Raw genomic sequence first — 16,262 nt, 5'->3', positions numbered from 1 at the left:
CGGCGCACGCCTCATCGGCACAGCCCATCCCCACCATCCTCCTCGTCGAGGACAACGCCGACGTCCGCGCCTACCTGAAGAGCCACTTGCTGGCCTACCGCATCCTCGAAGCCGAAGACGGCGAGGCCGGCCTGGCGCTGGCCCTGTCCGCGCTGCCGGACCTCGTGATCAGCGATGTGATGATGCCCAGGCTGGACGGGTATGGGCTCTGCGCGGCGCTGCGGAAGGACCGCCGGACGCAGGACATCCCGGTGGTGCTGCTGACGGCGAAGGCGGCGGAAGAGGACAAGATCGAAGGGCTCGCCGCCGGCGCGGACGACTACCTGTACAAACCGTTCAGTGCGCGGGAGCTGCTGGCGCGGACGGAGAACCTCATCTACGGGCGCCGGCTGCTACGCGGCAAATACCGGCAGGAGGTCGTGCTGAAGCCGACGCAGATCACGGTGACATCGGCCGACGCGGCGTTCTTGCAGCGCGTGGACGCTATCGTAGAAGCCCAGCTTTCGAATGAAAACTTTGGTGTCGAGCGCCTGTCCGAGGAGGTGGGTCTTGGCCGCCGGCAGTTGCAGCGGCGGATCAATGAACTGACAGACAGCACAGCGCACGGCTATATCCTGGAGCGGCGCTTGGAACGCGCTCGGCAGCTGCTAGAACAGCAGGCCGGCAATGTGTCCGAGGTGGCGTACAAGGCGGGATTCCGTGATCCGAGGCATTTTGGGCGTCTCTTCCAGAAGCGGTATGGTCTGTTGCCGTCGCAGGTGATGAAAAAGCACAAACTTCCACCTGATGAAGCAGACTCGGGACCGGGCTGAGAATCGCTAGGCCTCACATCTACTCCAAAACCAAACGCCGCAGACCCTTTTCAGGACCTGCGGCGTTCTCTTTCGTAGCGGGGGCAGGATTCGAACCTGCGGCCTCCGGGTTATGAGCCCGGTGAGCTACCAGCTGCTCCACCCCGCGATGTTAGATGCTCAGTATAAGGCTTTAACACGCCGAGGGCAAGGATAAGTGCCGTGAATTTAAGGTCTGGTTCGGGTGGCTTTTTGATTAAGACGCTTCCGGCCGGCGCCCGAGTCGTACTTTCCTTCTCGAAAAACGACTTAACGTGACGCGATGCCTTTCGACAATGGGGACACGAGGTATCGTGATCCCTACATAGGTGTGTCGCGCACGAAAATCACCCCCGATCCGCCTATGGCCATCCTCCATCCCTTTCGTGCCCTCCGCCCCCGCCCCGACCTCGCCGAACGGGTCGCCTCGGTGCCGTACGACGTCATCAACACGGAAGAAGCCCGCGCCCTCGCCGACGGCAACCCGCATAGCTTCCTCCATATCATCCGCCCGGAAATAGACCTCCCGGTCGGGACCGATGAACACGATGACGCGGTGTATACCCTGGGCGCCGCCAATCTCGCTGCCTACTCCGCCAGCGACGCGGCCATCCAGGAAGCGGAGCCGTCGCTGTATGTCTACCGGCTCATCATGAACGGCCGCTCGCAAACGGGGGTCTATGGCTGTGTCTCGGTGGCCGACTACGACGACGACACGATCCTCAAACACGAAAAAACGCGGCCAGACAAAGAAGCCGACCGCACCCGCCACATCCTCGCGCAACGCGCCCACGCCGAACCGGTGATGCTCACCTTCCGGGACTCGCCCGCGGTGGCCGCCGGCATCCAGCGCGCCATGGCCGGCACGCCGCTGTACGACTTCACAGCGCCGGACGGCATCCGCCATACCATCTGGCGCGTGAGTGATACCGACGCGATGGTCGAGGCCTTCGCACACATCCCCAACCTCTACGTGGCCGATGGCCACCACCGATGCAAGGCCGCCAGCCTTGCCGCGGCCGAGGTGGAGGCCTCGGGCGGCGCTACGACCGATGAACACTATTATTTCCCGGCGGTCCTCTTTCCAATGGGGGAGATGGCCATCCTGCCGTATAATCGCATCGTCTACCGCCTCGGCATGACGCCGCCGGCGTTCCTCGAAAAACTCGCCGCGGCCATGCCGCTGCGCCCGGCGCGCGGAAATACCCCCCGGCACCCGGGTGATATCTGCGTTTACCTGGCCAGCTCGTGGCACGAGGCGACGCTGCCGGTAAGCACGCGCGCTACTGTGGCCGATACGCTGGATGTCGCCCGGCTCGCCGAGCACATCCTGGAGCCGATCCTGGGCATTGGCGATCCGCGCACGGACCCGAACATGTACTTCGTCGGCGGCATCCGCGGCGCGGCGGAGCTGGAGCGGTTGGTGGATACGGGTAAGGCCGCGCTGGCGTTTTCGATGTACCCGACGAGCGTCGCCGAGCTGCTCGCGGTGTCGGACGCCGGCCTGCTTATGCCGCCCAAGTCGACCTGGTTCGAGCCCAAGCTGCGGAGCGGGCTGCTGGTGCATTCGTTTTAAATGATGTAGCGCAATGCCTGTATCCGGACACGATGTATCGTGTCCCTACATGCTGGAATCATATGACTATCATGCTCGCCGATACGCTCCCGGCATCCTGTACGGAGCGGCTTGAACGGGCCGGCCATACGGTCCACATCGCGGCCTCTCTCAAGGGCGATGCGCTGATCGCGGCAATCGGCGCGAAGCAGCCGACGGTGCTGGTCGTCCGCTCGACGAAGGTGTCGGCGGCGGCGATGGAGGCCAATCCGCATCTCGAACTCATCGTGCGCGCCGGCGCAGGGTTTGACACGATCGACGTCAACGCGGCCTCGGAACGGGGCATCTTTGTCGCCAACTGCCCGGGTAAAAACGCGGACGCGGTGGCTGAACTGGCCATCGGACTCATGCTGGCGCTGGATCGCCGGCTGCCGGACAACGTCGCCGATGCCCGCGCCGGCACCTGGAATAAAGGCCGTTATGGCGAAGCACGCGGGTTAAAGGGGCGGACGCTGGGGCTGATCGGGATGGGGAATATCGGTCAGCGTGTGGCTGCCATCGCCGTGGCGATGGGGATGCACGTCGTCGCCTGGAGCCGTTCGCTCACGGAGGAGGCAGCCGAGGCCTACGGGGTGACGCGGTGCATGAGCCCGCTGGATGTGGCGGCGCTGGCCGATGTCGTCAGCCTTCACGTGGCGGCGACGGCGGATACGCGGCACCTCGCCAACCGGGTCTTTTTTGAGACCATGAAGCCGGGTGCCTTTTTTATCAACACGACCCGAAGCGCGGTGGTGGATGAAGAGGCCCTTGCCTGGGCCATGGACCATCACGGCATCCGTGCGGCGCTGGATGTGTTCGAGGGCGAACCGGCCGGCAAGGACGGCGCCTTCTCGCACCCTCTCGCCAACCACCCGGGGCTCTATCTGGCCCACCACATCGGTGCATCGACCGAGCAGGCGCAGGACGCCATCGCCGAGGAGGCCGTCCGTATCATCGAGGCCTATGCGGCCGATGGGGACGTCCCCAATTGCGTGAACCTGGCCGATCGGTCGCCGGCAACCCACCTGCTCACCGTCCGCCACCTCGACAAAGTGGGTGTGCTGGCCAATGTGCTGGATGTCGTCCGCAAAGCCGGCTGGAACGTGCAGGAGATGGAGAACCTGATCTTTTCCGGCGCGAAAGCCGCCTGCGCCCGCATCCGCTTCGTCGGCTCCCCCAGCGAGCCGCCCCTGGAAACCATCCGCCAGCTGCCGGATATCCTGGCGGTAAACGTGATCGCCTTATAGCGCCCGGCTAGCCGGGCGCTATTACAGGTTGGCAGGTTACTGGTTACAGGTTTCTCTGTAGCTCTTGTATCCGCTAACCTGAAATCCTTCGAGTCTGTCGCCTTCGCCAGCGTCCCTCAGGACAAGTCTCCCTACCACACTTCACTTTTTACTTTTACCTTTTCACTTTTACCTTTTTCCTCCCCATGTCACATCGCCTCCATAATTTCTCCGCTGGCCCCGGCACGCTGCCCGAGTCGGTCCTGCTCGAAGTCCGCGACGAACTGCCCGAGTACAAAGGCATTGGCTCGTCGATCATGGAAATCAGCCACCGCGCGAAGGAGTACGCGGCGATTGAGGCCTCGGCGCGGGCGAGTCTGCGCCGGCTGCTGGGGTTGGGGGAAGACTGGCACATTCTCTTCCTGCAGGGCGGGGCGTCGATGCAGTTTTACCAGGTACCGCTGAACTTCCTGCCGGCGGGCGGAAGCGCCGATTACCTGGTGACCGGTACCTGGGCCTCGAACGCGTACAAACAGGGCGCGCTGGTCGGCGCATCGAAACAGGTCGCGAGCAGCAAGGACCGCAATTTCGCGTACATCCCGGCGCGGTCGACCTGGCAGCTCGATCCGAAGGCGGCGTATCTCCACTACACGTCGAACAATACCATCTTCGGCACCCAGTTTCATGAGGAGCCGAATGTTGGGGTCCCGCTCGTGTGTGATGCCTCCAGCGACTTCCTGAGCCGGCCGCTGACGCTCGATCGCTACGGCCTCATCTATGCCGGCGCCCAGAAAAACATCGGGCCGGCCGGCGTCACGGTCGTTCTCGTGAAGGACGCCTTCCTCCAGAAGCGCAACCCGAACCTGCCCGTCATGCTCGACTACGGCACCCACGCGGCCGACCTCTACAATACGCCGCCGGTGTTTGCGATCTATATGGTCGAGAAAGTCCTCCGCTGGCTCGAAGGCCTCGGAGGTATTCCGGGCATCCACAAGCGAAACGCCGAAAAAGCCGGTAAACTCTACGCCCGCATCGACGCCACCGACTTCTACCGTGGCACGGCGGACCAGGCCGACCGCTCCGAGATGAACGTCTGTTTCCGCCTGCGCGATGAAGCGCTGGAGGACGAGTTCGTCAAAAGCGCCGAAAAAGAAGGGCTGCTCGGCTTGAAGGGTCATCGCTCCGTCGGCGGCATGCGCGCCTCGATCTACAACGCCTGCCCCGTAGCCTCGGTGGATGCGCTGGTGGCGTTCATGGACCGGTTTGAGAGGGGAAGAATGGGTTAAAGGGTTAAGGTTCGAGGTTTAATGCGGTGAGACGGAACCTTCCCTCGAGCCTTCAACCCTGAACCTTAAACCAACTTCAGGTTCAAGGTCAAAAGAGTCCCTTAAACCTTAAACCCCGAACCTTAAACCATCTTTAAGGAATCTCCTTACATTTTTTGACTCCGGCCGCTGTATTCTTCGGGCGTTCGAGACTATGTACTGAACCCCACTGGAGTTATGGCATTTACGATTGGCGTTCCCGCGGAGACTGCAACAGATGAGCGGCGCGTGGCCCTGGTGCCCGAGGTTGTCGGGCGGTTGGTGAAAAAGGGCATGGAGATCATCGTCGAGGCCGGCGCCGGGGCCGGTTCGTACCACGGTGATGCGGCGTTTACGGCGGCCGGCGCCCGAATCGGCACCCGGGTCGATGCGTTCGGGGCGGACCTCGTACTGAAGGTCGCCCCGCCCTCCGATGCCGAGGTCGGGATGCTTCGCGAAGGGGCGATCTACATTGGATTTCTGAGCCCGCTCGATGCTCCGCAGGTCACCCGCAGCCTCGCCGCGCAGAAAGTCACAGCCTTCAGCACCGAGCTGGTGCCCCGTATTTCGCGGGCCCAGAAGATGGATGCGCTCTCGGCCATGAGTTCGATTGCCGGCTACAAGGCTGTGTTGAAAGCCGCCGAGGCGCTGCCCAAGTTCTTCCCGCTGCTGACCACCGCCGCCGGCACGGTCAAACCCGCCAACGTTCTCGTCCTCGGCGCCGGCGTCGCCGGCCTGCAGGCCATTGCTACGGCCCGCCGACTGGGCGCGAAGGTGTGGGGGTACGACGTGCGCGACGCGGTGCGCGAAGAGATCGAGAGCCTCGGAGCAACGTTCGTCCAGCTCGAACTGGAGACGGCCGGCTCGCAGGACGCCGGCGGGTACGCGAAGGCCCTCGCCGAGGAAAAGGCGCACCGGCAGACCGAGTTGCTCGTGCCGCACATCGGCTCATCGGATGTCGTGGTGTCGACGGCCCTCATCCCCGGCCGGCGCGCGCCGCTGCTCATCACCGAGGAGGCCGTGAAGGCGATGAGTCCGGGATCCATCGTGGTTGATCTCGCCGCCGCGAACGGTGGGAACTGCGCCTTCACCGAACCCGGTCAGACAATCGTCAAACACGGCGTCACCATCATGGGCCCCACCAACCTGCCCGCCGAAATGCCCGTGCACGCCAGCCAGATGTACGCCCGCGTGCTGATGGCCATGATCCTGGATTTCTACAAGGACGGGGCATTTCAGCTGGATTTTGGAGACGACATCATCAAAGGCGCCTGCGTCACCCACGCCGGCGAAGTCGTCAACGAGCGGGTGAAGAGCCTGCTCGCTGCTTGATCACCCTTTCTGTCACGCGTTGAACCGTTAAAACCATGTTAGAGAATCTGATCATCTTCGTGCTGGCCTCCTTCATCGGGTTCGAGGTGATAAGCAAAGTCCCGCAGACGCTGCACACGCCCCTCATGTCCGGCACCAACGCCATCAGCGGCATCACGATCGTCGGCGCCCTGGTGGCGGCCGGCATGGTCGGTGGCTCCGCCGCGAAATGGCTGGGTTTCGCGGCCGTCATCGTCGCGACGATCAACGTCGTCGGCGGCTTCCTGGTGACGGATCGGATGCTGCAGATGTTCAAGAAGAAGGCTTAAGGTGTGGGGTTTAAGGTTCAAGGTATCTTGCTGGCCCAACCTTGAACTTCGAACCTTAAGAAACTGTTGAGATTTTGCGAATGCTCTCTACTCGTCATCCCCAACTTGATTGGGGATCCAAGCCATTCAGACAGATTTGCATGGATCCCCGCTTTCGCGGGGATGACGACCCCAGGGAAATGCGACAATTGGACACAAAGCATACACTCGGATAGGAGCCAACCATAAATCTCAACAGTTTCTAAACGTTAAACCCTTTCCGTTCCCACCGCATTCTCCGTTTCGCCATGATCGCTACCCTGATCGATCTTGCTTACTTGCTTGCCGCCTCGCTCTTTATTGTCGGCATGAAGCGTCTCCAGTCGCCATCGACGGCGCGGCAGGGGAACAGGTTGTCGTCGATCGCGATGCTGATCGCGGTGCTGGCGACGTTGTTCGTGGCGGATATTTTGACGCCCGTCGAGATGCTGCTTGGCCTTGTGATCGGCGCGGGCATCGGTTTGGTGATGGCGCGGCGGGTAGAGATGACGTCCATGCCCGAGATGGTGGGCGCGCTGAACGGGCTCGGAGGGATCGGGTCGACGTTGGTCGCCGGCGCCGAACTCATGCGCTACATCGTCTGGGCGGCCGAGCCGGCTTCGGTGGCCGCGCCGGAGGCCCCGTTTAGTGCCGCGATCGGCATCACCATCTTCTTGAGTATCCTCATCGGCACTGTGACGTTTTCAGGCAGCTTCGTCGCCGTGGGCAAGTTGAGCGGGAAGGTGAGCGGCAATCCCATCTCCTTCCCCGGGATGCGCGTGTTGACGCTCCTGCTGGCCGCCGTGGTGATCGCGGGGCATGTGCTCGCGGCGTACGAGGCCGGCGCGTTTCCGGCGCATTCCGATTGGCTGCTGTGGGCGGCGGCCGGCGTCGTCGTGGCTTCGCTCCTGCTGGGTATTCTTCTCGTGATCCCGATCGGCGGGGCGGACATGCCGGTGGTCATCGCACTACTGAACTCGTACTCGGGTCTCGCGGCATCCGCCACGGGGTTTGTGCTGGACAATACGGCGCTCATCGTAAGCGGTGCGCTGGTGGGCGCTTCGGGGTTGATCCTCACCAAGATCATGTGCGACGCGATGAACCGCTCGCTGATCAACGTTTTGCTGGGCGGTTTTGGCGGCGACAACACGGCGGACGCCGGCGAGTCGAAGTCCAACTTCGAAGGCAAATCCGTGCGATCCACAACGCCCGAGGACGTCGCGATCATGCTCAGCTATGCCCAGAACGTGATCATCGTCCCGGGATACGGCATGGCCGTGGCGCAAGCACAGCATCAGGTGCGCGAGCTTGCGGACGTGTTGCAGTCCAAGGGCGTCACCGTGAAATACGCGATCCATCCCGTGGCCGGCCGCATGCCGGGCCATATGAACGTGCTCCTCGCCGAGGCCAATGTGCCGTACGACAAGTTGTTCGAGATGGATGATATCAACGGCGAGTTCGACAATACGGATGTAACGCTGGTCATCGGCGCGAACGACGTCGTAAACCCCGCCGCGCGCCACGACAAGGCCAGTCCGATCTACGGCATGCCTATCCTGAACGTCGACAAGTCCCGCAACGTCGTCATCCTCAAGCGGAGCATGCGCCCCGGCTACTCCGGCGTGGAAAACGAGCTGTTTTTCTACGACAACGCGCAGTTGCTCTTCGGCGACGCGAAGGATTCAATCGTGAAGTTGACCAACGAGGTGAAGGCGGTGGATTGACGGGAAAGGTAAAGGGGAAAATGTAAAAGGAAAAACTGGCAATGATCCGTTAAAAAATACCAGTCACTTTTGCCTTTTCTCCTTTACCTTTTGCCTTCAGTTTCAGTAGCGTCGGCCGCCGGCGCCTGTGAAATGCGCACGTTGCGGGCGATGAGCCGGGGCAGGAGGGAGCTCAGGCCCAGGAACGAGATCCCGAAGCCGAGGAAGAGGATGACGCGGACCAGCGGGTCGACGGTATCCAGATCGAACAGAAAAAATTTGGAGAGGGTGAGCCCGAGTGTCCCGATTCCGACGCGGCGAAGCAGCAGGGCGCTGTTCCAGTACGAAAATGCAAACAGGATGATGCCGTAGCCGGTCCAGATCGCCGTCACCAGGGCCTCGCCCCCGTACATCGAGCCCACCTCGCGATAGACCCATCCCAGAAACAGGAAGTGGGCGCAGAAGAGGTAGATGAGGTACATCCAGGATCGGCGCAGGATGGGCGCCATGCTAGCGCAGAGGACGATCACGGCCAGCTCGCAGAGGGCTGGCAGGTTCATAACGGGCGTGCCGGCCACATCCACATTCAACAGCCGCATGGTCAGCCAGGAGATCACTACCAGGAAAAGCGCATGCGAGTTGAAGGACATGATCCGGTCCTTCATGAGGCGTGCCACATGACGCATCACAGCCGCCGCCGACGCGAGAGCCACCAGCAGGGCGTATTCCTTGAAGAGGAGAAACAGACCCATCACCAGCAGCACCGACGCCGCGAAGCCCTGCATCTGCGCCAGGTGGTTGAGGTCCCGTCCGCGGATATACAGATAGAGGAAGCCGTAGATGGCTGCCGCTTCGAGCGCGATCCAGCCCCACAGGTTATCAGACAGGTCCCAGATCAGCATGCTGAACACAAAGGTCAGCAGCGGCGTCGCGACGGAGAGGGGGAGGGCGGGATGGTTGAAGAAGTAGCCGACGGCGCGCACCGGCGGAGGCGCGGCGTATCGCTCGGGATACCGCGCTCGGAGGATGCCGCGGACGACCGGCATCGCCCAGAACAACACCCAGCCCAGCAACACGCCAAATAGCAGCAACCAGCGGTCGGCCGCGACCGATTCGAAGTAGAGGCCGACGTTCAGGTAGCAGAGGATAATGACGATCCAGCCCCCGATCGCCGACAGAAACAACAGGCTACGCCACCCGGTGAACCAGTAAATGACCGCCGCGCCCGTGAGGATGAGCGACGTATAACTGATGATGCCGAACAGGTTGTCGCCCTGCGAGTGCATGATGAAAGGCGTGACCAGGCCGCCGAAGACGGCCAGGATCGACACCACAGGGTCGTCCCGCTTGATGGACAGCAGGAAGGCGCCGACCGATACGGCGAACATGCCGAAATAGGCGACCGGGTACGGGACGATAAAATACAGCTGATAGGCGGCGAATGCCGTCAGGTAGAGCATGGCCACCCCGGCGCAGAGTAGGACCTGGGCGAGACGGGTGCGCTTCCGGTGCCAGTGGAAGCCGGCGAGTGTCAACAAGGCGCCCGCCGAAAGGCCGGAGAGGACGCGCAGGAGCGGGGTGAACCAGGCCTGGTCGAGAAAATATTTGATGCCGAACACGATGCCGAAGAGGACAAAAGCCAGCCCGACCCGGTTCATCCACCGATCGGCGTTGAGCGCATACATGGGCCGCACACGACCTGGTCGTTCAGCCGGGACGGGTGTTTCCGAGGCCGGCGCGGGCTTGACGTCGGCCAATAGCCGGCTGGTGCCGGGCCGCGGATCCGAACCTTCGTGGTGCGCCGGTCGGCGCGGTGGAACAGGGGCGTTACTGCTCGTCAGCCGCTCCTGGAGCCGCGAAATCGTGTACTCGAGATGGGCCACGGTCCGTTCGAGCTGCTCAAGGCGCTTGTCGTATGACGGGTCCTGATTCGAGCTCATAACAGTTGGGCGCGCGAGCAATCCTCCATGGATACCTGGGACGGTGCAAAGACGGCAAAAAGGCGGCAGCCGCCTGGCATATTCATGAGTGCGCTGTGCCTGAAAGCACCGGGCTGAAGAAGTGATCGATTCCGACCGTCAACATGGCTGACTACCAAGACGTTCCGTACAGGGAGCCTGCCGCGCGTAAATGGCGAGCAATTTCGCCGCCGGCGTGGCCAGCCGGTCGTATTGGAGCGGATGATAAGAGGGCGCGACGCCGGCAAGGTAGCAAGAAACGGTCGCGGAATCCAGTCCTGCTATAACATCCGCGCACGCAGCACCGGTTCGAGATAGCGCCAGACGGTCTCGGCCACGATGTGATGCCCCTCGGGAGTAGGATGGATGCCGTCCGGCTGGTTGAGGCTGGCCACGCCACCGACGCGGTCCAGCAGGAATGGGACGAGGTGGGTGTCATGTTCGGCGGCGATCTCGGGGAAGATCTCCCGGAAGCGTTCTGTATACAGCTGGCCGAGGTTGGGCGGCATCTGCATGCCGGCGAGCAGGATGTCCGCCTCCGGGTACCGGTCGCGGGTGCGCTCGATGATCGCCACGAGGTTCGCCTTGGTCGCCTCCGGGACGGTGCCGCGCAGCCCGTCGTTGCCCCCGAGTTCAATGATGAGCACATCGACGCGTTGCCGCAAGAGCCAGTCGATTCGGCCCAGCCCGCCGGCCGTGGTTTCGCCCGACACACCCGCGTTCACGACCTCGAAAGCGAGCCCGGTGGAGTCGATGAACTGCTGCAAACGCCCGGGGAAGGACTCCTCCGGTTCGACGCCCAGGCCGGCGGCGATGCTGTTGCCGAGGACGAGGATGGTCTGTCGCGCCAGGCCTGCCGGCGGCGTGGCGATCTCGGCCGGCGCCGGCGCGGCCTCCTCCCGGCCGCCACATGCGGCAATGAGCAGGAGAAGGGGGAGGAAGAACCGAAAAACGCGACTTTTTTTCATGGGCAGGGATCTCATGGTGTGCTGGCGCTTTCCTTACCCCAGTCTGACGGACCATGTTTCAGCCAGGAGTATTATGCAAGGGACACCTGTCCTCGAACTGATCGACATCGCGAAGACCTACCAGAGCGGCGGGAGGCCGCTGACGGTCCTCAAAGAGATTTCCGTCACGCTCAACGAAGGCGACACGTGCGCCATCGTCGGGCCTTCAGGGAGTGGCAAAACCACCCTACTCGGCCTGTGCGCCGGCCTGGACGCTCCTTCCACGGGGACGATCCGGCTCTGCGGCGTCGAAATAGGCCGGCTCACGGAAGACGAACGGGCCGCGGTACGCAACGAACAGGTCGGGTTCATCTTCCAGTCGTTTCAGCTCATCCCCACGCTGTCGGCGCTTGAAAATGTGATGGTGCCGGCGGAATTGCGGGGGGACCGACAGGCCGCGGGCCGCGCGCGAGATCTTCTGGCGCAGGTCGGCCTCGCCGATCGCATGCACCACTACCCGAAACAGCTTTCCGGCGGCGAGCAGCAACGTGTCGGCATCGCGCGCGCCTTCATCAACCAGCCGCGCATCCTCTTCGCCGATGAACCCACGGGCAACCTGGACTCCGATACCGGCGCCGTCATCGAGGGGCTCTTATTCGACCTCAACGCCCGCGCCGGCACCACGCTCGTGCTCGTCACCCACGACATCGACCTCGCCAGCCGCACCGAACGCATCATCCGCCTCCGCGGCGGCGCCGTGGTTTCGGATACGAAGAAAGAGGAGGCGATTAGCCAATAGCGAATAGCGATCAAGGATGGGGATTTGGCGATAGGTTCAGGTAGTTTTCAACTTTTCACTTTTCACTTTCCACTTTTCAATGCTTAAATGGGTCTTCACGATGGCCTTACGAGACAGCCGCGGCAGCCGCCGGCGGTTGTTGTTGTTTGTGTCGTCCATGGTGTTGGGGGTGGCGGCCTTGGTGGCCATTCGCTCGTTTGGCGATAACCTGGAGCGGGCGGTAGACAACGAGGCGTCGGCGTTGTTCGGGGCGGATATGAGCCTCGAGCGGGGCGGACCCTTCAGCGAGGCCACCGAGGCGTTGATCGATTCCCTCGGGGGCCGGCAAGCGCGACGCATCTCGTTTGCCTCGATGGCGTTTTTCCCTCGTGTTCAGGGGGCGCGGCTCGCCACGGTTCGCGCGATCGATGAGGGGTATCCGTTTTACGGCGCCATCGAGACGGACCCACCCGAGGCGGCGGTCGCGTATCACCGCGACGGCGCGGCGTTGCTGGATGGGGCGCTGCTCGAGCAGTTCGGGGTACGTGTGGGAGATACTGTGCAGGTGGGAAATGTGTCCTATCCGATCGCCGGCGAAATCATCAAGACCCCCCGCGAGTCCGCCGCGTTTGCGCTGTTTAGTCCGCGTATCTTCATCTCCTCCGCCGGCCTGGACACGCTGCTGCTCCAGCGCGGTAGCCGGGCCGACTACGAGGTGTATTTCCTGTTCGAAGACGGGCGGGATGTGGAGCAGACGGTCGAGTCGATTCGCCCCCATCTCGACGAGGAGCGGGTGGGAATAGATACCGTGGCCGAAGTGAAGGACGATTGGAACGAAGGCCTCAGCAACCTCTACCGATTTCTCGGCCTCGTCGGTCTGGTGGCGCTTCTGCTGGGCGGCGTTGGAGTCGCCAGCACGGTGCACGTCTACATCACCCAGCGGATCGAAACCGTGGCCGTGCTGCGGTGCCTCGGCGCCCGATCGACGCCGACATTCCTGATCTTCCTTGTCCAGGCCGGCGTCATGGGCGCACTGGCCGCCGCCATCGGTTGCACGATCGGGGTCGGCATCCAGTACCTGGTGCCCACGTTGCTGGCGGAGGTGCTGCCCGTGGCGGTTGCCGTAACCCTGTCCTGGCCGGCCATCGCCCTCGGGTTTGGCGTCGGGCTCGGGGTGGCGGTGTTGTTCTCTCTGCTGCCCCTGCTGGCGGTGCGTGAGGTGTCGCCCCTGTTGACGCTGCGGCGGTCCTACGAGGCGACGCCTTCGGCCGGCAGCGTCTGGCTGCGCCGGGGCATTTATGTCATTATCGCGCTGGTCGTGGCAGGTCTGTCGATCATCCAGGCGCCGGAGTGGGAAGTGGGCCTCGGGTATGCCGCCGCCGTCACCATCGTCTTCGGGATGCTGGCGCTGGTAGCGAAGGGGATCATCCATTTCGCGCCGCGCCTGATGCCGGCGAGCTGGTCGTATCCCTGGCGCCAGGGCCTCTCAAATCTGTACCGGCCGAACAACCAGACGCTGATGTTGATGCTGGCGCTGGGACTCGGCACGTTCCTCATCATGACACTCTACCTGGCTCAGCAGACCTTGATGGCGCAGATCCAGGTCGCCGGCGGCGAGGGCCGGCCGAATACCGTCTTGTTCGACATTCAAAAGGTGCAGATCGGCGGCGTGCGCGAAATCGTCCTGCAGCAGGGGTTGGAAATCATCGAAGAGGTGCCCATCGTAACCATGCGGCTCGCGCGGGTAAAGGGCGACGATGTCGAGGCCATGCGGCGCGACACGACGCGGCAGGGTGGGGGCTGGGCGCTGCGGCGGGAGTACCGGTCGTCCTACCGCGGGGCCATGAACGATGCGGAGACCCTGGAGGCCGGCGCCTTTATCGGCACGGTTGCCGCCGACGCGGAGATCGTGCCGATCAGCGTCGAGCAGGATCTGGCCAGAGAGTTGAACGTGGGCCTCGGCGACACCCTCGTGTGGGACGTGCAGGGGCTGCCGATCACGACGTATGTGTCCAGCCTGCGGTCGGTGGACTGGCAACGGTTTCAGACCAACTTTTTTGTCATCTTCCCCGAAGGCGTGCTTGAGGCGGCGCCGCAATTTTTTGTGATGCTGACCCGGACGGCCGGCGACGTCGAAGCGGGTTCGCTCACCGCCGCGTTGTTTAACGGGTACCCGAACGTTTCGTCGATCGATCTGACGCTGGTGCTGAATATCTTCGACACGATCTACGAGCGGATCGCGTTTGTGCTGCGGTTCATGGCGCTCTTCAGCCTGTGTACGGGGATGATCGTACTCGTGGCGGCGGTCACGGTAAGCCGGTTCCAGCGCATCGAAGAGAGTGTGTTGCTCAAGACGCTGGGGGCGTCCCGCCGACAACTCATCCGGATCATGCTCATCGAGTACCTGTTCCTGGGCTTTTTTGCGACCGCGACGGGGATGCTTCTCGCCCTGGCCAGCAGCGCGGCGCTCGCCCTATTCGTGTTCGACACCCCCTTTGTACCCTCACTCGGCCCGATCGTGCTAATCGGCCTCCTCATCACCGGTCTCACCCTCGTCATCGGCCTGCTTAATAGCCGCGGCATCTACGCGCGGCCGCCGCTGGAGGTGCTGAGGGCGGAACGGTAAAGGGGTTGAACGTTAATCGTTGAACGTTTTTTCGTTTGATCGCACGTTCTACGTAGCTGTAGTATTTTAACGTTCAACGTAAAAACGTTTAACGCCGTTATGGAACGCGTACCCGGCCACCTGACTACACGTTTGCAGGAGATCGAACAGCACATTGTCCGCGCCTGTGAACGTGCGGGGCGCGAGCGGTCGTCGGTGACGCTGGTGGCGGTTACTAAGACGTACCCGATCGCGGTCGTTCTAGAGGCGATGGCCGCCGGTGTACAGCATTTTGGCGAAAATCGCGTCCAGGAACTGACGCAAAAAGTCCGCGAAATACAGGGGGCCACAGGGGGGGACGGGGTGTTCTGGCACATGATTGGACACATCCAGCGCAATAAAGTCCGAGACGTCGTGGCCTGCGCGGATTTTGTACACAGCGTCGACCGTCTGGAGCTGGCCGAGGAGTTGGACGCGCGGGCGCAGGCCGCCGGCCGCCGGATGCCCTGTTTCGTACAGGTCAACGTCTCGGGAGAGGCCTCCAAGTTCGGCGCCGACCCGGACGCCCTGGCCGGACTGCTCGAGGGCCTCAGGCGGTTGCAGACGTTGGATGTACTCGGATTTATGACGCTGGCCTCGCCGACCGACGATCCTGAATCCGTTCGGCCGGAGTTTCGTAGGTTGCGAGAGGTGTTCGATCGCGCTCGGAGCGACTATTCCCATCTCGCCGGCATGAATGCGTTGTCGATGGGCATGAGCGGGGACTTCGAGGTGGCGATCGAAGAAGGAGCCACGCATGTCCGGATCGGAAGCGCTCTTTTCGGACCCCGGTCCTGATCGGGGACCTGAATTCGTTGTTTTTCGTTGAATCGTACAATGTTGTATCTTCAGGCTGACCCGGGTAGCGATTTCGTACCACGCTTTTCCCCTGGCATCCGAAAAATTGGGCATCTACATGAAATTAACCCCGCTCGACATTAAGAAACAGGAGTTCACCCGGACATTCCGAGGCATCGATCCTCAGGAGGTTCAGGGTTTTCTCGATATGGTGGCCGATCAGTGGGGGAGCCTGTTGGATGAAAACCGCCGGCTCGAACAGAACATCCGGGATATGGACTCCAAGCTCATCCATTACCGGAAGATCGAGGAGGCCCTGCAGGAGGCCCTCGAAACCGCCCGCGACAACTCGCACCGGACGATCGAGAACGCCCAGCGCGAAGCGCAGATCATCCTGAAAGAAGCCCGCGCCGAGGCGGAAGAAATCCGAGGCAAGGCGTTTAACGAGCATAAGCGGCTGAAGACGGATGTCTCCAAGATCGCCGGCCGGCGGGACGAAATCATGGCCCGGCTGCGGGCATTCTTGATGTCCGAACTGGAAATTCTTGCCCGCTTCGAGGGCCAGGACCCGATCGGGTTCATCCGCCTCGCCGCGCCCGATAAAAGAAAGCTCGAGCGCCCGACGATGAGATCGATGGAGGAGTACGATTCGCGGGACGACGTACACGAGGACGAGCCGCCCTATTCCCATTCCCCCGGCGACGGTCGACCGGCCCAGCAGGCCGCTCCGCCCGTGGTCGAGCGGACCCCTCCGCCAGCGCGCCCGGCCCCGGTGGTGGACCGCACGCCTCCGCCCGTGGAACGTCCGGCCCCGCCGCACGT

13 protein-coding genes and 1 tRNA gene are annotated in these 16,262 nt (G+C 62.7%); 11 read left to right on the top strand and 3 right to left on the bottom strand.

All coding sequences use genetic code 11. The features are described 5' to 3' along the window. Positions 1-812: response regulator (locus tag SH809_07810; GenBank protein ID MDZ4699594.1), on the top strand; the 812-nt coding region annotated here is incomplete at its 5' end. A 75-nt stretch (positions 813-887) separates the two neighbouring features. Here SH809_07810 and SH809_07805 read toward each other — a convergent pair. Then, a tRNA-Met gene (locus SH809_07805) sits at positions 888-960 on the bottom strand. 234 nt (positions 961-1,194) lie between these two features. Between SH809_07805 and SH809_07800 the strand changes: the two genes are divergently transcribed. From SH809_07800 to SH809_07775, 6 genes are all read left to right on the top strand, one after another. After that, positions 1,195-2,406: a DUF1015 family protein gene (locus SH809_07800; GenBank protein ID MDZ4699593.1), complete on the top strand. Its 1,212-nt coding sequence runs from the start codon at positions 1,195-1,197 to the stop codon at positions 2,404-2,406. A gap of 71 nt (positions 2,407-2,477) precedes the next feature. Then, positions 2,478-3,671, top strand: coding sequence for a phosphoglycerate dehydrogenase (locus SH809_07795; protein MDZ4699592.1), 1,194 nt, complete (start codon positions 2,478-2,480; stop codon positions 3,669-3,671). A 185-nt stretch (positions 3,672-3,856) separates the two neighbouring features. After that, complete coding sequence (gene serC / locus SH809_07790) at positions 3,857-4,936, top strand: 3-phosphoserine/phosphohydroxythreonine transaminase (protein MDZ4699591.1); 1,080 nt, start codon at positions 3,857-3,859, stop codon at positions 4,934-4,936. A gap of 216 nt (positions 4,937-5,152) precedes the next feature. Beyond that, the gene (locus SH809_07785; protein ID MDZ4699590.1) at positions 5,153-6,286 is read left to right on the top strand and encodes a Re/Si-specific NAD(P)(+) transhydrogenase subunit alpha; all 1,134 of its coding nucleotides are present in this window, start codon (positions 5,153-5,155) and stop codon (positions 6,284-6,286) included. 35 nt (positions 6,287-6,321) lie between these two features. Further along, on the top strand, positions 6,322-6,594 hold the full coding sequence (locus SH809_07780; protein MDZ4699589.1) for an NAD(P) transhydrogenase subunit alpha: 273 nt from the start codon (positions 6,322-6,324) through the stop codon (positions 6,592-6,594). Between the two features lie 287 nt (positions 6,595-6,881). Further along, entirely contained in the window at positions 6,882-8,336 is a 1,455-nt protein-coding gene (locus tag SH809_07775) for an NAD(P)(+) transhydrogenase (Re/Si-specific) subunit beta (GenBank protein MDZ4699588.1), read from the top strand. An 83-nt stretch (positions 8,337-8,419) separates the two neighbouring features. Here the strand turns inward: SH809_07775 and SH809_07770 are convergent, their stop codons facing one another. Next, positions 8,420-10,255 carry a DUF2339 domain-containing protein gene (locus SH809_07770; protein MDZ4699587.1) on the bottom strand — a complete coding sequence of 612 codons (1,836 nt, stop codon included), beginning with the start codon at positions 10,253-10,255 and terminating at the stop codon, positions 8,420-8,422. Positions 10,256-10,554: 299 nt separating this feature from the next. Next, positions 10,555-11,241, bottom strand: a complete 687-nt coding sequence (locus SH809_07765; protein MDZ4699586.1) for an arylesterase — start codon at positions 11,239-11,241, stop codon at positions 10,555-10,557. Between the two features lie 73 nt (positions 11,242-11,314). On the opposite strand from SH809_07765, the gene SH809_07760 reads away from it, so the two are divergent. The 4 genes from SH809_07760 to SH809_07745 all read left to right on the top strand — a co-directional run. Further along, positions 11,315-12,019 (top strand): ABC transporter ATP-binding protein, encoded by a 705-nt coding sequence (locus SH809_07760; GenBank protein ID MDZ4699585.1) that lies wholly within the window; start codon positions 11,315-11,317, stop codon positions 12,017-12,019. A 100-nt stretch (positions 12,020-12,119) separates the two neighbouring features. Next, positions 12,120-14,624, top strand: a complete 2,505-nt coding sequence (locus tag SH809_07755) for an FtsX-like permease family protein (protein ID MDZ4699584.1) — start codon at positions 12,120-12,122, stop codon at positions 14,622-14,624. A gap of 99 nt (positions 14,625-14,723) precedes the next feature. Further along, complete coding sequence (locus SH809_07750) at positions 14,724-15,440, top strand: YggS family pyridoxal phosphate-dependent enzyme (GenBank protein ID MDZ4699583.1); 717 nt, start codon at positions 14,724-14,726, stop codon at positions 15,438-15,440. 118 nt (positions 15,441-15,558) lie between these two features. After that, positions 15,559-16,262 (top strand): DivIVA domain-containing protein (locus SH809_07745; GenBank protein MDZ4699582.1); only part of this gene is annotated, 704 nt, incomplete at its 3' end.

It is taken from the genome of Rhodothermales bacterium (assembly GCA_034439735.1).
GTDB lineage: Bacteria > Bacteroidota > Rhodothermia > Rhodothermales > JAHQVL01 > JAWKNW01.
This window is presented reverse-complemented; position numbering and strand designations above follow the sequence as displayed.

Coding starts and splice junctions, on each gene's coding strand:
- SH809_07800 (MDZ4699593.1), top strand. CDS start 1,195: ATGGCCATCCTCCATCCCTTTCGTGCCCTCCGCCCCCGCCCCGACCTC.
- SH809_07795 (MDZ4699592.1), top strand. CDS start 2,478: ATGCTCGCCGATACGCTCCCGGCATCCTGTACGGAGCGGCTTGAACGG.
- serC (MDZ4699591.1), top strand. CDS start 3,857: ATGTCACATCGCCTCCATAATTTCTCCGCTGGCCCCGGCACGCTGCCC.
- SH809_07785 (MDZ4699590.1), top strand. CDS start 5,153: ATGGCATTTACGATTGGCGTTCCCGCGGAGACTGCAACAGATGAGCGG.
- SH809_07780 (MDZ4699589.1), top strand. CDS start 6,322: ATGTTAGAGAATCTGATCATCTTCGTGCTGGCCTCCTTCATCGGGTTC.
- SH809_07775 (MDZ4699588.1), top strand. CDS start 6,882: ATGATCGCTACCCTGATCGATCTTGCTTACTTGCTTGCCGCCTCGCTC.
- SH809_07770 (MDZ4699587.1), bottom strand. CDS start 10,255: ATGAGCTCGAATCAGGACCCGTCATACGACAAGCGCCTTGAGCAGCTC.
- SH809_07765 (MDZ4699586.1), bottom strand. CDS start 11,241: ATGAAAAAAAGTCGCGTTTTTCGGTTCTTCCTCCCCCTTCTCCTGCTC.
- SH809_07760 (MDZ4699585.1), top strand. CDS start 11,315: ATGCAAGGGACACCTGTCCTCGAACTGATCGACATCGCGAAGACCTAC.
- SH809_07755 (MDZ4699584.1), top strand. CDS start 12,120: ATGGCCTTACGAGACAGCCGCGGCAGCCGCCGGCGGTTGTTGTTGTTT.
- SH809_07750 (MDZ4699583.1), top strand. CDS start 14,724: ATGGAACGCGTACCCGGCCACCTGACTACACGTTTGCAGGAGATCGAA.